At 58.9% G+C, this 18,263-nt stretch carries 15 protein-coding genes; 5 read left to right on the top strand and 10 right to left on the bottom strand.

Annotated features, from left to right (window positions below):
- Positions 1–364 precede the first annotated feature (364 nt).
- The 3 genes from HJB91_RS25495 to HJB91_RS25485 all read right to left on the bottom strand — a co-directional run bounded on the left by HJB91_RS25495 (position 365) and on the right by HJB91_RS25485 (position 3,564).
- Complete coding sequence (locus HJB91_RS25495) at positions 365–859, bottom strand: DUF305 domain-containing protein (RefSeq protein WP_210630005.1); 495 nt, start codon at positions 857–859, stop codon at positions 365–367.
- A 277-nt stretch (positions 860–1,136) separates the two neighbouring features.
- Positions 1,137–1,223, bottom strand: a complete 87-nt coding sequence (locus HJB91_RS25490; RefSeq protein WP_259669948.1) for a multicopper oxidase domain-containing protein — start codon at positions 1,221–1,223, stop codon at positions 1,137–1,139.
- Positions 1,224–1,245: 22 nt separating this feature from the next.
- Complete coding sequence (locus HJB91_RS25485) at positions 1,246–3,564, bottom strand: membrane-bound PQQ-dependent dehydrogenase, glucose/quinate/shikimate family (protein WP_221156079.1); 2,319 nt, start codon at positions 3,562–3,564, stop codon at positions 1,246–1,248.
- Positions 3,565–3,781: 217 nt separating this feature from the next.
- On the opposite strand from HJB91_RS25485, the gene HJB91_RS25480 reads away from it, so the two are divergent.
- The gene (locus tag HJB91_RS25480; protein ID WP_210631571.1) at positions 3,782–4,891 is read left to right on the top strand and encodes an acyltransferase; all 1,110 of its coding nucleotides are present in this window, start codon (positions 3,782–3,784) and stop codon (positions 4,889–4,891) included.
- A gap of 179 nt (positions 4,892–5,070) precedes the next feature.
- Here the strand turns inward: HJB91_RS25480 and HJB91_RS25475 are convergent, their stop codons facing one another.
- On the bottom strand, positions 5,071–6,093 hold the full coding sequence (locus HJB91_RS25475; RefSeq protein WP_210630007.1) for a glycosyltransferase family 2 protein: 1,023 nt from the start codon (positions 6,091–6,093) through the stop codon (positions 5,071–5,073).
- Positions 6,094–6,199: 106 nt separating this feature from the next.
- Positions 6,200–7,111: a glycosyltransferase gene (locus HJB91_RS25470; RefSeq protein ID WP_221156078.1), complete on the bottom strand. Its 912-nt coding sequence runs from the start codon at positions 7,109–7,111 to the stop codon at positions 6,200–6,202.
- 308 nt (positions 7,112–7,419) lie between these two features.
- Here HJB91_RS25470 and HJB91_RS25465 point away from each other — a divergent pair, with 308 nt between their 5' ends.
- Positions 7,420–7,719 carry a hypothetical protein gene (locus tag HJB91_RS25465; protein WP_210630009.1) on the top strand — a complete coding sequence of 100 codons (300 nt, stop codon included), beginning with the start codon at positions 7,420–7,422 and terminating at the stop codon, positions 7,717–7,719.
- 134 nt (positions 7,720–7,853) lie between these two features.
- Here the strand turns inward: HJB91_RS25465 and HJB91_RS25460 are convergent, their stop codons facing one another.
- The 5 genes from HJB91_RS25460 to HJB91_RS25440 form a co-directional block, all read right to left on the bottom strand.
- Positions 7,854–9,320 carry a hypothetical protein gene (locus HJB91_RS25460; RefSeq protein ID WP_221156077.1) on the bottom strand — a complete coding sequence of 489 codons (1,467 nt, stop codon included), beginning with the start codon at positions 9,318–9,320 and terminating at the stop codon, positions 7,854–7,856.
- Positions 9,321–9,441: 121 nt separating this feature from the next.
- Positions 9,442–10,818: a polysaccharide biosynthesis/export family protein gene (locus HJB91_RS25455; RefSeq protein WP_210630011.1), complete on the bottom strand. Its 1,377-nt coding sequence runs from the start codon at positions 10,816–10,818 to the stop codon at positions 9,442–9,444.
- 4 nt (positions 10,819–10,822) lie between these two features.
- Positions 10,823–11,842 (bottom strand): glycosyltransferase family 2 protein, encoded by a 1,020-nt coding sequence (locus HJB91_RS25450; protein ID WP_221144579.1) that lies wholly within the window; start codon positions 11,840–11,842, stop codon positions 10,823–10,825.
- Positions 11,839–13,599 carry a polysaccharide biosynthesis tyrosine autokinase gene (locus HJB91_RS25445; RefSeq protein WP_221144582.1) on the bottom strand — a complete coding sequence of 587 codons (1,761 nt, stop codon included), beginning with the start codon at positions 13,597–13,599 and terminating at the stop codon, positions 11,839–11,841. The genes HJB91_RS25450 and HJB91_RS25445 overlap by 4 nt, the downstream gene beginning before the upstream one ends.
- Before the next feature lie 117 nt (positions 13,600–13,716).
- Positions 13,717–14,418 carry a sugar transferase gene (locus HJB91_RS25440; protein ID WP_210630014.1) on the bottom strand — a complete coding sequence of 234 codons (702 nt, stop codon included), beginning with the start codon at positions 14,416–14,418 and terminating at the stop codon, positions 13,717–13,719.
- A 469-nt stretch (positions 14,419–14,887) separates the two neighbouring features.
- Between HJB91_RS25440 and HJB91_RS25435 the strand changes: the two genes are divergently transcribed.
- Genes HJB91_RS25435 through HJB91_RS25425 form a run of 3 tightly spaced genes read left to right on the top strand, consistent with a single transcriptional unit; the run spans position 14,888 to position 18,212 of the window.
- Positions 14,888–15,625, top strand: a complete 738-nt coding sequence (locus HJB91_RS25435) for a Crp/Fnr family transcriptional regulator (protein WP_210630015.1) — start codon at positions 14,888–14,890, stop codon at positions 15,623–15,625.
- Complete coding sequence (locus HJB91_RS25430) at positions 15,625–16,971, top strand: glycosyltransferase family 4 protein (RefSeq protein WP_221156076.1); 1,347 nt, start codon at positions 15,625–15,627, stop codon at positions 16,969–16,971. Before HJB91_RS25435 ends, HJB91_RS25430 begins: the two co-directional genes overlap by 1 nt.
- Positions 16,968–18,212 carry a glycosyltransferase family 4 protein gene (locus HJB91_RS25425; RefSeq protein ID WP_221156075.1) on the top strand — a complete coding sequence of 415 codons (1,245 nt, stop codon included), beginning with the start codon at positions 16,968–16,970 and terminating at the stop codon, positions 18,210–18,212. The genes HJB91_RS25430 and HJB91_RS25425 overlap by 4 nt, the downstream gene beginning before the upstream one ends.
- Positions 18,213–18,263: the final 51 nt, after the last annotated feature.

Below are 18,263 nucleotides of genomic sequence, written 5' to 3'. Positions count from 1 at the left end.
CCGCAACTTCAGATGCCTTCGCAAATTGTGCCCTAGTATCGGATTTTTCACAAGATTATTGTCATCGGGGGAGCAAGATCGAGTCCGTCCGGATGTGGCGAAGGTCGCTTGCCAAGCGCGCGCTTTCGATGGGGCCTGCAAGCAGGCGAAGCCGACGACGCGGGACAGAAAACAACAAATCCTGCTTCCCAAATCAACATTCGCCAAGCCGCCAATAGGCGCATTGGTATAAGCTCGGGGCCGAGAAGGTAGAGCATGGACGGGCGAGAAATTCCACTTGCAGGCCATCTTCGTCTCCCGGTTGAATGGTGGTCGACGAGGCTGGAGCGGCTGTCTCGATTGCCTTCTTGACATCCGTGGGCGCTTACCGCGCACCCTGATCCAGGCGCGTGCGGATCGCGTTCATCTGCTCGATCTCCGCACGCTGGCCGCGCGAGATATTGGCGCAGAGCGCGACCAGTTCAGGATCGTTGAGGGCGGCTTCCCGGCACATGAGGATTGCACCTGAATGATGAGGCACCATGGAGGCGATGAATTGGCGGTCGCCTATGAGAGCCTGTGTGCGAGTGCCTGCAAAGGCCGCGACGAACAGGATCACAAGGCCGACATGGATGGCGGCGTTCAGCTTCCTGTTCCGGTACATGCCGCCCATGGTGGCGAGCATGATGATGCCCATCGGGGCCACCATCGTCAGCGCCATGTAGAGCATGTTGAGATTGTTCCGGAAATCGCTCCAGCCATCGATCATCGAAAACATCACGAAGTACATGACGATGAGGCTGAGGATCATGTTGACAGCGAACATGGAATAGGGATGCCTGCTCATCTCCTCATGTCGGGAATTATGGTGGTCGCGCATCGCTAACTTCCTTCCGGCCTCCGGACCGAGTCGGAAGGCGGTTAAAGCAATTCCAGGAAAAGTGCGAAGCCGTTTTCCCTCCGGAATCGCGTCAATCCAAAAGGTTAGAGCGGTTCTGCGCTTCCGTGAAAAGCTGAACCGCTCCAGATATTTCCGAGGCAACAACTCGGAGGCATATCGCCTTAACCTTGCATGGGCGGGTTGGTTCCCGGGTTACCAGAGCTTGCCGGATGCGGGAGCCCGAGCTTGCTGATCAGATCGCGCCGTCATAAGCGATCTACGTCATCATCCCCGTCGCCATGTGGTCCAGGTGGTGGCAGTGCAGCGGCCAACGGCCGGGATTGACGGTATCGAGCGGTGCCAGGTGGCTTCGTGTGATTGCCTCGCTAGTTCCCGTCTTTCAGGGAGAAGGCGAGTACATAGTCGCCGACATCAGTCGAATTTGCTGCTCCGCCAATCGAGACCAGAACATATTGCTTGCCTGTCTTCGGTGAGACGTAGGTCATCGGCGTCGCACTCGAGCCGACCGGCAGAGGAAATTTCCAGAGTTCGTTGCCGTTCTCGGCGTCATAGGCGCGGATGTAGTAGTCCTGGAAGCCGGCAAAGAAGACGACGCCGCCGGCGGTCGTAGATGTGCCAGCATAGGTCGGCAGGCCCATCGACATGGGTAAATTCATCTTGATCTTGAACGGTCCGAGCTGTTCAGCAGTCCCGGCCGGCACCTGCCATGCGATTTGGCGTGTGTTCAGATCCACGGCCGTCAGCGTGCCCCATGGTGGTTGCGTACAGGGAATGCGCAGTCTCGACGTCCATTTCTCGGTCGTCATACCATAAGGTGTGCCGCGCTGTGGGGCGGAGGGGCCGTGCGCGGTCGTGACGAGGGCGAAATCGACGTAATCGGCCCGCGGAACGAGGGCGAAGATGCTGGGAACGCGAATGTCGTTCATGAAGACGCGGTTGTTGGCCAGGTCGACCGAGACGCTTCCCCAGTTGAGACCGCCCAGATTTCCCGGCTGCTGAAGTGCGGGATGCGTGCCGATCGGGGTGAAATCGCCGTCGTAGCGCATCTTGCGAAAGGCGATGCGGCAGGCCAGTTGATCGAACATCGTCAGGCCCCAGGCCCGCTGCTCCGTGACACGTTCCGCACCGATCGTCGGCATGCCGACGGAATAAGGCTGTGTCGGTGACAGTTTCTCCTCCGGCGCGCCGCCCGTTTGCGGCACCGGCTTTTCCTGAACTTCGGCGAGGGGAAGGCCGGTCTGGCGATTGAGCAGGAAAAGCTGCCCACGTTTGGTGGTCTGCAAGATGGCCGGCACGGTGGCGCCATTGCCATCGGGCAGGTCGATCAACAGCGGTTGGGCCGGCAGATCAAAGTCCCAGATATCGTGATGCACGGTCTGGAATTTCCATCTCTCCCTGCCGGTCGTCACATCGAGCGCCACCAATGTCGCGTTGTACTGATCGGCGAAAGCCGGACGACTGGCGCCGTAATAATCCGGCGTGGTATTGCCGAGCGGGGCATAGATGAGGCCGAGTTTGTCGTCGAAGGCGGCTGTCGTCCACATATTGGGCGTGGCGCGGGTGTAGGTCTCGCCTGCTGGCGGAAGCTTGGTGATCGCAGGATTGCCGAGATCCCAGGCCCATTCGAGCTCACCGGTCACCACGTTGAATGCGCGGATCACGCCTGACGGCTCGCCGACCTCCTGATTGTCGGTGACCCAGCCTCCGATGACAATCAGGTTGCGGGCAATCAGCGGAGCCGATGTCTGGAAATAGTAGCCGGTCTTGATTTCACCCATGCCCTGAGAGAGCTGCACGGTGCCGTTGTCGCCGAAGCCCGTGCATGGCGCGCCGGTCTTGCTGTCGATCTCGAGGAGGCGGGCATCGATGGTCGTCTGTATCAGGCGCTCGTTGCAGAGGCCATCGGGCGATCGGCTCTCCTCCGGCATCTTGTAATAGCCGAGGCCGCGGCAACGCTGCCAATAAGGCGCCGACGCCTTCGGATCGAAGGTCCAGCGGGGTTTTCCGGTATCGGCATCAAGGGCGGCGATCACATCCGTCGGCGTGCAGGTGTAGACCGTATCGCCGATCTGCAAAGGCGTGTTCTGGTCGACGCCGTCGCCTCTTCCGGTGCGATATGTCCAGGCAAGGTCAAGCTTGGCAATGTTGCCGCGATTGATCTGGTCGAATGGGGAATAGCGATCTCCGGCCGTGCTGCGGCCGTAGGATGTCCAATCGGAGGGGGAGTTGTCGCCTCTGACCGTCTTGTAGGCAGGAATATCGCCGGAGGGGCGGATCACCTGATGCGGCGTGAAAGCAAGGGCAAAGCCCGCGGCAAACAGAATGGCGGCAAGCAGGGCGCCGCCGTGGAAGAGCTTCCGGCTGGCGGTCGGCAAACGCGCTGGTGCAAAAAGAAGCGCAAATCCCGCCAGCGCGATCGGGGACATCAAGCGTGCGAAGAGCCCCCAGAAATTGGTGCCGGACTCCCATAATGCCCAGGGAAGGGTGAAAACGGCGATAAGCAGGATGATGAGTGCGCCCAGTCGCTTGCGGCGCCATAGCAGAACGGCCGCAATGAGGTAGGCAAGCCCTGTGATTGCGTAATAGGGCGAGCCGCCGAGGCTGAGCAGCAAGGCGCCGCCTCCCATCAAGCCCAGTCCGATAAAGGCGAGAACGATACAGAACAGAGCGGCCAGAAATTTCATTCGTTCCTCATCCAATTCGCTGCGCGATCGCCCGTATTCGTCTCCGACCATGAAACGGCGCCTCGGGCAGCACAGCGCCATTGGACCGATGGTCAGCTATTCGTCCCGAAGCGGGCAGTCCCTCAAATTTTTCCTGATGTAGCTCTGGTCACTGACACGTGTCCCCGAGCCGGCAATGATGCTTGCGATTGCGTCAAAACTTCTGAAAGGGTCACTGATGGTTCTCGGCGAAAAGCTTGATCTGGCGAAGGGGCGGCCGACAGGATTTGACTACATGCGATTGCTGTTGGCCTTTTCGGTGCTTTGGATACATACGGCTCGCGTCACCTATGGCGATGATCTGTTTTTGTGGGAAACGCCCCTGCGTCCTTTTATCAAGTCGGTGCTGCCCATGTTCTTTGCCTTGAGCGGGTTCCTGGTCGCCGGCAGTCTCGGGCGGTCGAAGACGTTGATCTCCTTTCTTGGCAATCGATTTATCCGGATTTACCCCGCCCTCGCAGTGGAAGTGTTTCTGGCTGCTTTTATACTTGGAGCGATCTATACCGAGTATGACCTCAGTAACTACTTTACCGACCCCCAGTTTTTTGCATATCTGCTGAATGTCACCGGGCACATTCACTTCAATCTTCCGGGGGTGTTCCCGAGCAATCCTGACGCCGCGATGGTGAACGGGCAGCTCTGGACCGTGCCCTTCGAACTTGAATGCTACGTCGCGATTGCCGCGCTTTTCCTGCTCGGCGTGGTCAGGCGGCGCGTGCTCGCGCTCATCGCAACGACGGCGTTGATCGTGGGTTTTGGGCTTGCGAGATATTGGAAGCATGAAAGCAACTGGGCATCCATGCCTACGACCGCGTCGGGGAATCTGCTGATCGGCGCCTTCCTCGTGGGCGTGACCATCTATCTCTATAGGGACAAGATTCTGTGGGATGTCCGCATCTTCATCGCTGCTGTGGCCGTCATATTGTGGGCTTATTGGTTCAGCTCCTTTGGGGACTTCGTTGCCATTCCGGCTATTGGATATGTAACGGTCTTTCTCGGCCTGACCTCGCCCCGCAAGCTCGGAGTGCTTCAGGGGGCCGACTACTCCTACGGCGTATTCCTCTATGGCTATCCCATCCAGCAGGCCTTCGTCGCGCTCGGACCCTGGGCGCATAACTGGTGGCTGAATGGGATCGTCTGCAGCATCATTGTCACTTGTTTTGCCGCCTTCTCATGGCGATTCATCGAAAGGCCGGCGTTGGAATTGAGGAAACAGGTGACTTGGCTCGAGAACCTCTACCTGCAGCGCGGCACAAGACGGGAATTGGCCGGCGCGGTTTTGAAATAGGCTTCTCGACCGCCCATCCGGGAGTGTGCGTGACCAGCAGAGAGATCATCGGGGTTTGCGGTCGCCGCGAGCCTTGTTGATGCGCGGCGACTATTCCAGATGAAAGGCTTATGCCGACCGCAACATGACTTTTCGGATGTTGCTGCACCGAGTGCGCTGCATGTCAGCGCTGGAACCGTTCAGATTTCGCTACTGGAGATATTCTTCCAATCTTTCCAGCCTTCACCCTGAATGAGCCCGTGATCGGACAAGTCCTTCCAGTTCGTGTAAGTGCCCGTATCGTCATGGACGAAGTCAGTCATGTCCTTGCCGGAGGAGTAAACGGTGTATTCATCAGTATGCTGAGAACGATGCGCGGCATCGGAAACCTTATGCACGAAGGTCGATAGGAACTTGAAGTGGAGAAGGGCGCCGGATACGCAAAGTGCGCCGCGCATCTCGCCCAGATTCAGGGAAAGCGGCCAGACCTGGTGCGATGATTTGAGAAACAGCCGTTCACCTGTCACATAGACGAGAGGGATCTTGTTGAGCGCCGGCCCGTCCCACAGCCGATCGTGAAAATAGATGCGTCCGCGAACGCCGCCTTTGATCCATATTGTCCAGTTGCGTTCGTCGAAATGTGCGACATAGCCGGATCGGTCGAAAAGGTTGCAGACTTCGAGCGGGTTGCGGCCGGGTTCACATATGTTTTCGAGAACCGGACGCGGGCTGTACATGTCGATCATGACCGAGCGGAGGGAATGGCCGCCAGTGGCTTCCATGTAGGCGGTCAGCTGATCGATCGGGCGGGTGTCGCAATGCGGATAGACCAGGAACTCGTCTGCATCGACATAAAGGACCCATTTCTCCCGGCAGTGCCGGTTGATGACCTCGTTGATCCAGTCGTTTCCGAACCTTGCCGCCTTGTAGGAGCCATGCGCCGAAAGGAGCGAGACATCGTCGAAGCCGGACAGCAATTCGGCCGTTCCGTCCGTCGAGCCGTTGTCGATGCAGATGAAATGCTCGAAGCCGAGATCACGATAATATTGCAGGAAAAATGCCAGCCGATGGCCTTCGTCACGGATGACGCAGATGACCACGTGACGCGCCTGCCTGAGGCCGCTGCGCAACCGGTCGTAACGAACCTGCCGAGCCTTGAGCGACCGGCGCAGGCGAGCTTTTGCGTAATGCGAGATACTGGCCACGGAAACCCGATAACTCATATTCCATCCTGAACATTATCCGTTCCCGGATTCATTAGGCTTGCTTCGAGAAGCCCGACAGACGGAGCGCAGAGCAATTTCGGCTGGTGGGAACAATGTGCGGTCATCATACGGCGTAATCGCCAACCAGCAGGCTCTGGACCCGCGGGTGGGGGCCGTTCCTCTCGATCGCGTGTTCGATACGTGCCCGCATCGACCGATATTTATAGAGCATCTTCCGATCGAAGCTTATTCCGCGATAGAGCGCGTTGTAGATCGGATGGGCTTTGCGCAGATCGATATAGACTTGGCTTTCCCGATCAGTCCATGGAAAGAAGGTTCCATGCCATGGCTTCGGATGCGCCATGTAGTGGACGATCGCCAGCGACGACATGTTCACCAGATGCAGAAACTGCTTGGGAAAGTTCCAGCGGTTGGACACGAGGATGAGCGATGAACCGCAAACGTAGTTCAATGCGCCCTGATCATGTTTGCCCTCGCAAGCCCCGGGATTGCTGGCAAAAAGCTCAAGCGCTTCCTGCCCGATCCAGCCGTTGCGATGGAACTTCAGGACCCCTGCATTGAAGTAGTGGTTGTCCTTTCCAGTGTTGAGGAAGTCCTGGACTGCCGTGTAATCGCGGGCGGCGAAAAACCGGCCCTCAGGCACGGTGGCGTTTTCGAGTTTGCCGAGATCGCTGACGATCTGGGTATCGCCATCGAGATAGATGATCTGGCTGTAATGGGCAGGCAGGATCTCGCAAAGGACAAGTTTGGCCATCGTGCTGACGCTGATGCGCCCCCTAAAATGCGAAGGGTCGAGCTTGCCGAGCGAATCTTGCAGCGCGTCGGTCGCATCGACCAATTCGACTCCGCTCGCGGTGAGGAGGGCTCTCAACTCATTGAAATTGTCGAGACGTTCAGACATGAGCACGCAAACGTCGCTTGCGGGGCTCGCGAATTTGCGAGCCTGAAGCGCGGAAAGGATAGTTGGAAATGAATATTCGACATCCGTGACGTAGACGACGCATTGATTGTTCATGTCTTCACCCTTCCGGTACTCTTCAATGCGAGTGAGTGACTGCTCCCTTCAGGACAGAGGGAACAGTTGTTGATCGATCCGGCAGACCTGTCGTATGACAGGCTGGTCCGGTATATATTTCGGATCGCTGGACCGCTCGTTTGTTGAAACAGCATCCGGCCGCCGGCGGTTTTTGTGTGTTCCATTGTTGAGACGCTCATCATGAAGAATGCCGTGCCTGTCACAGGGCCCCCTTTCGACATTTTGATCCGCGGCAGGACGATGGATTCCGGAAGCCTTATCGAAATGCAGAGGGAGGGAGGATCGTCATGCTGATCACCACCTTGGTGGCGGCCGTGATTTCGATAGCTGCCGGCGCTTCGATCCGCGCCTGGGCCTTCGCGATTTTCGGAATACTTGTGGCAATCGGCTTCGGCAGTGTGGCTTTCGCCGACGGGTCTTCGCTGATCGGGGCGATCGTTTCCGGTATCGCTTTCCTGATGCTCATGGAGATCGGGTATCTGGCGGGCGTGTTCCTGTCCGGTTTTGCGCGCCGTAGCGCCAGATCGCGACAGAACAATTCCGCCGCCGATAACGTCGCAGCCACCAGCGAGCGCCAGCAGGGCTGACGGCGAAACAGGATCGGTCGCCCGTCCTTTCCACGGATGCGGCGCGGGCGATTGGCTGCGAAGCCACCCGGGCAGGCGCATGGCCGCAACGGCGTCCCGCCCTTGGCCTCGAACGAAACTCACGACTGAGGTCATCATGTTGCAAACACCGGCGCTCTCCTGAGAGATGCCGATGCCTCCGGGGCAAGTTGATTTGCGCCAGATCGGGCCACCCGATGCTGCGAGACACAGGGGGCGGCCAGACAACCGGCAGCCAAACCCGCCGTGGTGCTGAACAGCAGACCGAGATCGGTGCCGCTTCCTGAAATCGCAGCAGAGGCGATCTGTGAGATCGATGCCACAATGGCGGCATTTCCGATGGCATGCGTCTCCCGATTGCCGGAGACGCGCCGGCCGGAGGCTCTGACAAGGCTGTGCAGGAAGGCGACGAAGAGAAGCGTGCCGGTCAATCCGACGTTGGACAGCAATGCGGCGAGGAAACTTGAAGCCCGAACCGTTCCGAGGCCGGCGCCGAAAGTGGCCGTATCGACGAATGCGATCAATGCCAGCGTGTTCCAGGCGGTGCGCTCTTCGCCGGATTGCGATTGGAGTTTGTCCGACACGGTGGTGTTGACGAGGCTGGTGATGGAATTCCACGCATCGGGGACAAGGCTGAGAGCGATGATGGCGCAAGGGATCAGGAAGAGAGTTATCGCCAGGAAAGTCACGTGCGAGGTCTTGGCCGATCCTGCGATCATACGTTTGCAGCAGAACAGCACGAGCATGCAGACAACGAAAAGCCCGGCGATATAAGCGGTTGTCGATGTGCAGAGCAGGATCGTCAGGCCGATGAGAAGCGTTGCCATACCGGCCATACGGCTTCGAACACGCTCCAGCCAGAGCAGAAGCGTGAACGAAAAATAGGCCAGTGCGACCGTCCCATAAATGCTTGCTTCGGGAAAGGCGCCGACGATGCGTTTGAAGCCGCTGATCGTCTCGGCCGTATGCATGGTATAATTCGCGTTTCTGATGACATCGAGCAGATAGGACTGGCCGGTCAGGAACGTTCCGATATCAAGTAAAGCCAGAGCAAAACATGCGATGGACGCGAGGATCAACTGCTGTGCGATGAAACTCGCATATCCGAGCCTCGCAAGTCCCGCGACCACGGCAAAGCAGGCGAGGTCGCCAAGCAGATAGACAGATTGACTAAGATTGGATGAGCCTGGCGACAGGGGCGCGGCGACAGTCGACATCATGCCCGTCGCATCTCTCGCAGAGGAGTAGACGAGGGTCGCGCCTGCAAAAATGCGCGGCAGGAAAAACGACGACACGACGGAAAACAGGACGTAGGCGGCAAACCAGAAGCCGGGACCCGGATAGGCGATGCTAACCAGCGCCGCTTGCGTCTGGACCGGACGCAACAAGGTGGCGGCGACGATAAACAGGAGCAGAAGATGGCTTGGCTGAATACTGCTGCCGCCGAGCGCAGGCAATTGCAGAGCCGCCGCGGCTCCCAGCAGCGTCAACAGGCAGAGGGTTGTCACGGCAAAGCGCGCTCCTTTGACTGTGGTGATCAGGCCAAGCAGGAGAACGATGAAACCGAGCGGCTCTATTGACATGCTTCTAATCCTGAACCGGGCAAACAGCTGAAATAGCGCTTTGGCCGAATGCGGCATCGACAAGCCGATATGATGGACGAGCCGAAGGCCGCCAGCTGTCGTCGCTGATCATCATCGCCTCCTAATTCGATCCCGTCTGGGATATCCAGCTGCGGCCCGTTGGATTATCCCTGGCCACATCAGATGACGAGAGTGTCGAGCTCTGCGTCCGGGGTGAGGGCTGCAGCGGCGACGTTGACGCCTGAAGGTTGGTGTCCAAACCGACCTCGATGAGATCATGCGGCAGCAATGCGGTTTGCTCGTCGGCCACGATGTTGCTGGAGGTTCCGTCGTTATTGCGGCGCACAATCCTGTAGTTCTTCTGCGTTCTGCCAAGTCCCGGCGCGTCCGCGTTCATCTGAGCAAGCTGAGCGTCGTAGCCGGCCTGTTCGCCCAGAAGCTGGGCTACCTGGATATCGATTGCCGCCCTGCCGATCGCCAGATTGACCTGGTTGAGCAGCTCCTGGTTTTCGCTATTCTGCCTGTTGACGATATTGATCTTGGAACGGTCGGCCTCACTGAGGCCCTGGCGAGCCGTGGTCAGGGCAACTTCGAGATCGATCAGGGTACCCTGTGCATCCGCAACCCAGCGGTCGACAGACACCTGGCGGGAATTGCTGACCAATCCCTTGCTTACCAGGCTGTTGACGTTGTCCAGTTCCTTCTGGGCAAGGTCAATCTGCCGCTTTTGCGAGCTGATCTTGGCCTCGAGTGACTCGACCTGCTGGCCATAGAGGCGGGTGAGGTCATTCGCCGCTTCGATCTGGCTATCGATATCGACGCGGCGCAGCCGCATCAGGTTCAATTCCTGTGCCTTCAGCTTGTCCATATCGGGCGTTCCGACGAGTTCGGCGGGAACCTCGAAACTCTGCTCACCGGCGATTTCCGCCCGCAGCCGCGCCTGCCGCATCAGGAGGTCGCGCCGGTTGAGGACGGCGGTTCGATAGGCCCCGGCTGCCTGAATCCGGTCGCGCTCGAAAGTATTGTCTTCGCGTTCCCGCAGAAAGCCGCCAGCGATGCTGATGGCCTTCATGACCGTCATCCGCGGTTCAAAAGGATAGCGTCCCGGGGTTTGAACGGTGCCGGTCACAAAAATCGGCGCATGCTCGGCAACCTCCAGGGCGATGTATGGCTTGCCAGGAAGTGCCGCCTTTTCCGCGAGCGCGCTGGCGATGGCAGCGGCGAGTTCTTCGGTTGTTCTTCCGGCCGCCTGTACATGGCCAGCGATCGGGATCGACAAGTCGCCGGTATCGTCGATGGTGTAGACACCATCGAGAGCTTCCCAGCTGGCATAGCGGGAATCCGCTGAACGCCATTCAACGACGCGCAGTCTTACCTTGTCTTCCGGCACGAGGGTGAATGTTTGCGCGTGGGCGACGCTCCAGCCGGCGAGGCAGCAGAAAACCAGCAGGGCGAGGGCCGCGGAGATGACGCGATCGGGCAAGAATGTGCGCTGCATTGATCTATCTCCGTTTCGTTTCGATCGACGGCGAGGGCATTGCGCGGGACGGCGGATTGCCGAATTCGAGAATGCGGGACGGTGCGGCGCGGCCGGCAAGGAGATCGGTGAGCGCCAGCAAATTGCCGCTCAAACGTCCCCATCGGTCGATCAAGCGGTCGTTGAACACTATGCCCGATGCGTTGGCCAGAATGTTGCGGCCGATCTGCGCTATCGCCCGGCCTTTCGAGATCGTGCCCTTGCGGATCAGGTAGACAGGATTGGCAACCTGCGAATATCCGAGTCTGCGGCCAGGCTGTCGCCCGGATCTGACGCCGAGATGTACTCCACGGGCGCCTTCAACGCGCACGGATCTGCCGTAGCGGGCGATGGACCTGCTGAAATCGACATCCTCAAGCCAGCCATAGAGCGGCAGTTGCTCGTCAAACGTCAGTGCGTGTTTGAGGACGGGGGCGAGGCGAACTGCCATATTGCACCCATATGCATTATAGACATCCGTCACCCGCTCGGACACTTCGCCGGCAGTGTGAAGAACCTGCAGCGCCTTCGACATGTCGAGCCCCCCAATGAGGACGCCGTCGGCCAGGACCTCACCGGTGGCAATCGCGATGGCAGGATTGGCTGCAAAGACGGCTGTCATCCGTGCCAGGAAGGTTGGGGCCGGAATGAAATCGTCGTCCAGGAAGATCAGAACATCGGTATCGGCCGCGGCCGCCCGGATAATGCTGTTGCGCTGGGAGGTGAGGCCACGGCTGCCGATAATGACTTCCACGTCGAGACGGTCGGCGAGCCCGGCGGCATCGTCGATCCCTGGTACGCAGACGATCAATCGCGGCGGCTGGTCGGGCAGGCCGGCGAGATAATCAACCGTTTCCAGCAGGATCGAAGGGCGGCCCGCCGAAGCAATTCCGACGGCGATCCGCAATGGCCGGCTCGCGCGCCGCGCCGTCGCTTCGGTGTCGCAAGAAACAGGCGCCGAACTCAAGCTGTCCTGCCTGGTCGTTTTTGCCGAATGCGCGATCATGGCTGCATGCTCCTCGGAGCGTGATTGATAATCGCGCCGAGGATCTCCGCGCCGACGTTCCGCATCGTCTCGATGACGCGCATGGCGTCGTCGATCGATGTGCGTCCGTGCGAGGCGACCACGAGAACGCCGTCCAGCTCCGGCGCGATGGCGTTGGCATCCGGTGACGCGGAGAATGCGGAAATGTCGACGAATATGGTGTCGAACTCTTTTTTCAGCTCGGCAAAGCTCAATTGCGTGCGGCGGGAACTCAGGCGAATGGCCGGTGTTACCGCATCCACCTTGCCGAGCGGCAGGAACTTCAGCGTCGGGGTGAGCGGCAGGGCCGCCGTCTGGATGAGGTCGCCGTTGTCGAGGACGTCGACGAGGCCGCTGGCACTATGAGGCGCGATCGCCCTGCTGAGCGATGATTTCTGCGCGGCCGCATCAATCAGAAGCGTCTTCGCTCCAGATACCGACGACAGCACGGCAAGTTCGCTTGCGATGGTCGATGCGCCGTTGCCGGGATCGACGGCGACCACTCCGATGACGATCCGGCGCTTGCGCCGAAGCCCGACGACTGTTGCGCTCAATTCCGTCATGCCTGGAATAACCGAATAGGCGGGTGAACTGCTGCCCGTGCCGGTGGCGAGAAAAGATGCCGGCTGGCCGTTGCGTGTCCTCTTTGATGTCGCCAGCACAGTGACGAAGGGCAGGCCACAGGTTTCGGCGATCTGATGCGGGCGGACGAGCCGGCGGTCGCTGGCATGTCTTATCATCGCGAGTGCGAAACCGGCGCCAAGGCCGATGGCCGCCGCAAAGGCGGCGATGAGCGTGCTGCGCGGTCTCGCCTTCGAAAGAGGCAGTGTGGCTCGCGAGACGATCGTGGCATCGGACATCGGATAGGTAATGCGCTGCTTTGCTTCGGTTAGCTGGTTCAAGGTGTTTTCATAGAGAGAGCGGCGCGCGTCCGTTGCGCTCTGCAACTCCGCAAGCTTGAACTGGTCGCGCGGATTGCTCGTGAAACTGGCCAAGGCGCTGGCGGCTTCCGCCAGCCCTCGCTGTTGCTCGGCTATGAATTTCGCCAGCCAGTCGCTGTATTGGCGGGCGGCGTTGGCCTTCATCGCGATATTCTTCTGGATATATTGTCCGGCGAGCGTGTCGGCGATATCGACGGCCTTCTGAGGGGTCGATGCCGCAGCCGATATCTCGATGATCGTCGAGCTTCCGATCCGGCGGATGTCCATCATGTTCAGCAGTTTGGCGGTTGCCCAGTCGTGGAGCCGCTCCTCCTCCGCCTGCGGCCGCGCTTCGCTCGCTCCCTTGCCCGCCGTATCCTGCGATGGCGTGTCCGGTTGTGAAGAAAACCCCATCAGCCAATTCTTCGCTCTGTCCTGCAGCGAAGGCGTCTGATCGACAAACTCCGGATCATGAACGAGATCAAGCGCCGCCACGGTTCCGCCGACGACATCGCTCGATCTGGCGATCTCCAGCTGTCCTTCGATGAAGGCATCTTCGGCGAAAGCCCTCTGTGCTTCAGAGCCGCTCACCTGGGGGAAGATCACAAGCTGCGTGCTGGCAACGAAAGTCGGTTCGGCGGTCAGCATGTAGCTTCCGGCGATCGCCAGGAAAGCGATGGTGGTCACGACGATCCAGTGCCAGCGCATTCTCAAAAAGAAGAGCATATCCCGTATGGTCAGCGGTGAATTCCCGCCGCCTGTGGCTGCTGCTGCCAGGGATATGGGAGAGACACCGCTGAAGATCGTGCTGGAGGTCATGTCGTCCTAATCCGGAATGGGAAATCAAGGAATAACCAGGTGATGGTAGCTTGGAGGGGACGTGGGAGCGGCGCATTTTCCGATCCCGGCACGGTTGGCTGTCTCCCCTTTGAAGGCTCAGTACGATCCGCGCTGCGAAAACAGCGCAGGAATGGTCTTGGCGATGATCAAGAAGTCTCGAGCGAGCGACCAGTTGTTGAGATAGTGGACATCGAGAGAAACCCTGTACTCGTAACTGACGTCGTTGCGCCCGCTGGTTTGCCATTGACCGGTCAGTCCCGGACGGACTGCCATATAGGCCCACATGTGTTCGCCGTAGCGCGGCAGTTCCTCGGCTGTGACCGGGCGGGGTCCGACGAGGCTCATTTCGCCACGCACGATATTGATCAGCTGGGGAAGCTCGTCGATGCTCGAGCGCCTGAGAATATCGCCGACGGCGGTGATCCTCGGATCGTTCTTCAACTTGCGCGTCGCTTCCCATTCGCTGCGGGCGGCCGGGTTGTTTTGCAGCAATTCCGCGAGCTGAGCGCTCGCATCGGGCTTCATCGTGCGAAATTTGAGGCATCCGAACGGCGCTCCGCCGAAGCCAATGCGCGTATGGGAATAGAAGACAGGGCCGCGGTCGGAGAGTTTCACGATCATCGCGACGATCAGCAGAAGCGGAGAGAGCAGGATCAGAGCGGTGATCGCGACAAGAATATCTATCGCACGCTTCGACGACCTGCTCGCTGCACGAGGCCGGGAATCGGGGGAATCGTCACCCTTCGCGGCCCGTTCGACGCGTGACCAAGCCTCAAAACTATGTGCTTCCCATGCCATCGCGGTCTCCAAAACATTGCCCGTCAACAACCGTTGAAAGCTTGCTGCGCCGCACCCAGATTGTCTGTTACCAAGGTCATAATCCTTAATTAATTCTTCATGCTAGGAAATCTCAGACAGATTTCAGAGTACAGATCCGTGTCATCAATTCTTTTAATTTGTTCTATAATCTGCTTTTGTCGGTCGTTCTGTGTGAATTCAATCATTATTTTTATATCGGTACTTCAATATCTGCTTGTTTTTAATTCAATAAGTCCTTTTTATATGCAGTTTTGTTCGATGTGGCCAATGGTACTCGTGTATTTTAGAAAGTTTGATTTTATACCGGTGGCTATTATGATTTTTTCTGAAGTAGACTTAAATTTTACGTTAGATTTGCGCGGATGTTATTTGACTAACGTAATAATCCAATATAATTGATGCAGTGCAGCATTAGTGAGAGACCATTCTAGTATCAGGAGTGAATTGCATGGACGGGATCACACATGCATCAGATCGCAGGATCGGCATCAGCAAAGGCGCGATCTCGGCCAGCGGCGGAATTCACCTCAACAGTCGCATCGTCATCGATGACGAATTCCTCTCCTGCCGCTCGAGCGTACGGCGTTTCCGTCGTGGCGAGATCATTGCCGGGGCCGGGGTCCTTGTCGATATGTTCGCGCGCGTGCATTCGGGGTTGGTCAGTGCAAGTACGATGCTGCCCGACGGCAGGGAATTCATCGTCGAAATCATTCCGAAAACAGGTCTGATCGGCGAGCTTGAAGTCTTGCGCCGGCAGACACTGAACCTCGAATACCGAGCCAGTTCCAATTGCGAGCTGCATTTCTTCGAAGGCCGGCTGCTGCGCGACATGTATGCTAGCGATTCGTGCTTCCGCGAAAAAGTCTTCTCAAGGGCCTTGGCGCGTGTCTCGGAGCTTGAAGATAGGATCATCGCCAACGCGGCGTCGACCCTTCAGGCAAGACTGGCGAGCACGTTGCTGCGGCTCTCGGCTGTTTACGGAAAAGATGCCGCAAACAGTGGCAACGAAGTGATCATCTCGCAAAACGATCTGGCCGCAACGCTGCCGGCGTCCCGCGAGAAGGTCAATCAATGCCTGCGGCGCCTGCGGGAATGCAAGATTGTCGACGGAGGGCAGGGCAAGATCCGAATACTTAACCGCAAGGCGCTCGAGGCCTGTGCGAATGGCGCGTTTTCGGCGAAGTGATGAGCCTGTCGTTTCCTGGGGCCCTCCGATCCGCCGCAAATGTCAGCCGCTTTGCCGGCCGCGGCACGACGAGGATTGATCGCGTGGTCGTCATCGACGACTACTCGGTGGCCAGGGGCGGCGCGACGGGGCTGGCGGTGCTCTCGGCCAAGCTTTTTCGCGGCCTGGATATTCCCGTGACTTATATTTGTGGGGATGACGCCGCCAATGCGGAACTTGCTGCTCTCGGGGTCGCCATGGTCGGATTGAACAGCCGCGACCTGCTTAGCGCCGAGCGTGCGAAGGCTTTCGTGACCGGCATTCACAATGGTGCGGCTGCCCGCATGGTCGCGAACTGGATTGCCGCGAAGGATACGGCGAATACCGTCTATCACGTCCATGGCTGGCATCAGATCCTGTCCCCCGCGCTTTTCAGGGCACTGGCTCCGGTCGCAGGACGATGCGTGATTCACGCGCATGACTTCTTCACTGCCTGTCCCAATGGCGCCTTTTTCGATTACCAGGCGCAAGAGATCTGCCTTCGGCGTCCGCTCGGTGCCGGCTGCATTGCGACGGCTTGCGACAAGAGAAGTTATTCGCACAAATTGTGGCGGCTCGCCCGCGGCTCGAATATCCTCCGGCTGCTGAGGGCTGAGGCCGATTTCGGCCGGATCATCTTGCTGCATGAGAAGATGGCTGGGTTTCTCGTCGGCGCCGGCTATCGGCCCGAGCGGTTGACGACGATCCGCAATCCCGTCGCCCCCTTGTCGATAGAGCGTGTCGAGGCGGAGGCGAACGACGAATTTGTCTTCATCGGGCGGCTCGACGCGGAAAAGGGCGTGGAGGATGCCGTGGCCGCCACACGCAGAGCCGGCGCCAGGCTCTGCGTGATCGGGGACGGCCCGCTGATGCCGTTGGTCGCCGCTTCCGGCGATCACGTCAGGGCCGTCGGCTGGCAATCGCATGCGGAGATCGGCACCACCATCCGCAAGGCGCGCGCCCTGTTGATGCCATCGCGTTATCCCGAGCCTTTCGGCCTGGTGGCGATCGAAGCGGCCAGGAGCGGTCTGCCGGTCATCATGTCGCGCAGCGCCTTTCTCGCCGAGGAAATGGAACGAGCCGGTATGGCGTTTGCCTGCGACACGGCTGATGAAGCTGCCTTTGCCGACACATTGACGCGATTTAGCCAAATGCCGAGGCACGAAATCCGCGCCATGAGCGAGCGGGCCTTCCTGATGTCGCCAGATCTCGCCTCGACGCATGAGGAATGGCGCGACGCTCTCCTTGCCGAATATTGCAGCCTGCTTTCGACGAATGCAGTTCGCGAACTGACAGATGGTGTGGCGACACAAGGAGTATTCCGTTGACCTTTAAAGCAACAACCTCTCTTTCCGACGCAAGGGCATTTCTCGGCGACGCGCCCGTGATGGCGAAAAGACGCGTGGCCGAGGCGGGAAGCGTCAAGGAAACCAGGCAACTGCGCGTCGCCATCGTGCATTACTGGCTCGTCTCAATGCGCGGCGGCGAAAAGGTTGTTGAAGAATTGTGCCGCATGTTTCCGCAGGCTGATATTTTCACCCTCGTCTGCAACCGGGATCGCATCAGCGATTCTCTCAAGACGCGGAACATCCACACGTCCTTTCTGCAGAAGATACCCGGGGCGCAGCGGCACTACACCAAAATGCTGCCGCTGATGCCCTTCGCGCTCGAGCAATTCGATCTGCAAGACTACGATCTCGTACTGTCGAGCGAATCAGGGCCCGCCAAGGGCATCATTACACGCGCCGACGCTCTCCATGTCTGTTACTGCCATTCGCCGATGCGCTACATCTGGGATCAGTTCCACGTCTACCGCCATGGCCTGCCGTGGATGGGACGGGCCTTGATGTCGGTCACCGCGCCGATGCTGCGTGCCTGGGACGTGACGACGTCTTCTCGCGTCGACGTGTTCGTCGCCAATTCCGACTATGTCGCAAACCGCATTCGCCGCTTCTACGATCGGGATTCCATCGTCATCCACCCCCCGGTTGCCACCGATGATTTTTCGGTCGGGAAGGGGAAGGGCGAATTCTATCTCTATGCCGGCCAGCTGACGGCCTATAAGCGGCCGGATATCGCCGTTCGCGCCTGTACCGAGACCGGGCGTAAGCTCATCGTGATCGGAGAGGGAGAACAGTTGCCTCATCTGAAATCGATCGCCGGCCCGACTGTCCAATTCCTCGGCCACCAGCCGTTCAATGTTCTGCGTGATCACCTCTCGCGATGCCGTGCCCTGTTGTTTCCAGGCACGGAGGATTTCGGCATCCTGCCGGTAGAAGCCATGGCATCGGGCCGGCCGGTGCTTGCTTTCGACGCCGGCGGCGCAAGGGAAACGGTATCTTCGCCGCAGGTCGGTTTTCGCTTCGCTCAGCAAACCACTGAAGCCCTGCTGGAAACCATCGCGGCGTTCGAAGAGGTGGAGGACGATATCGATCCGCAAGCGATCCGCGCGCATTCGCTGAAGTTTTCCTCGGCGGTTTTCCGCGATCGGATGGCCGGGCTCATCGAGCAACAGCTCTCCACCCATGCCGACCGATCGGTCGACGTCTTCAATAGACGACCGGTTTGAGGACAAGACTGGAGCTGCCTATCTTGCTGCCGCGATCGAAACCGTCTCAAT

The organism is Rhizobium sp. NLR10b (assembly GCF_019685435.1).
Lineage (GTDB): Bacteria > Pseudomonadota > Alphaproteobacteria > Rhizobiales > Rhizobiaceae > Rhizobium.
This window is presented reverse-complemented; position numbering and strand designations above follow the sequence as displayed.

Coding starts and splice junctions, on each gene's coding strand:
- HJB91_RS25495 (WP_210630005.1), bottom strand. CDS start 859: ATGCGCGACCACCATAATTCCCGACATGAGGAGATGAGCAGGCATCCC.
- HJB91_RS25485 (WP_221156079.1), bottom strand. CDS start 3,564: ATGAAATTTCTGGCCGCTCTGTTCTGTATCGTTCTCGCCTTTATCGGA.
- HJB91_RS25480 (WP_210631571.1), top strand. CDS start 3,782: ATGGTTCTCGGCGAAAAGCTTGATCTGGCGAAGGGGCGGCCGACAGGA.
- HJB91_RS25475 (WP_210630007.1), bottom strand. CDS start 6,093: ATGAGTTATCGGGTTTCCGTGGCCAGTATCTCGCATTACGCAAAAGCT.
- HJB91_RS25470 (WP_221156078.1), bottom strand. CDS start 7,111: ATGAACAATCAATGCGTCGTCTACGTCACGGATGTCGAATATTCATTT.
- HJB91_RS25465 (WP_210630009.1), top strand. CDS start 7,420: ATGCTGATCACCACCTTGGTGGCGGCCGTGATTTCGATAGCTGCCGGC.
- HJB91_RS25460 (WP_221156077.1), bottom strand. CDS start 9,320: ATGTCAATAGAGCCGCTCGGTTTCATCGTTCTCCTGCTTGGCCTGATC.
- HJB91_RS25455 (WP_210630011.1), bottom strand. CDS start 10,818: ATGCAGCGCACATTCTTGCCCGATCGCGTCATCTCCGCGGCCCTCGCC.
- HJB91_RS25450 (WP_221144579.1), bottom strand. CDS start 11,842: ATGATCGCGCATTCGGCAAAAACGACCAGGCAGGACAGCTTGAGTTCG.
- HJB91_RS25445 (WP_221144582.1), bottom strand. CDS start 13,599: ATGACCTCCAGCACGATCTTCAGCGGTGTCTCTCCCATATCCCTGGCA.
- HJB91_RS25440 (WP_210630014.1), bottom strand. CDS start 14,418: ATGGCATGGGAAGCACATAGTTTTGAGGCTTGGTCACGCGTCGAACGG.
- HJB91_RS25435 (WP_210630015.1), top strand. CDS start 14,888: ATGGACGGGATCACACATGCATCAGATCGCAGGATCGGCATCAGCAAA.
- HJB91_RS25430 (WP_221156076.1), top strand. CDS start 15,625: ATGAGCCTGTCGTTTCCTGGGGCCCTCCGATCCGCCGCAAATGTCAGC.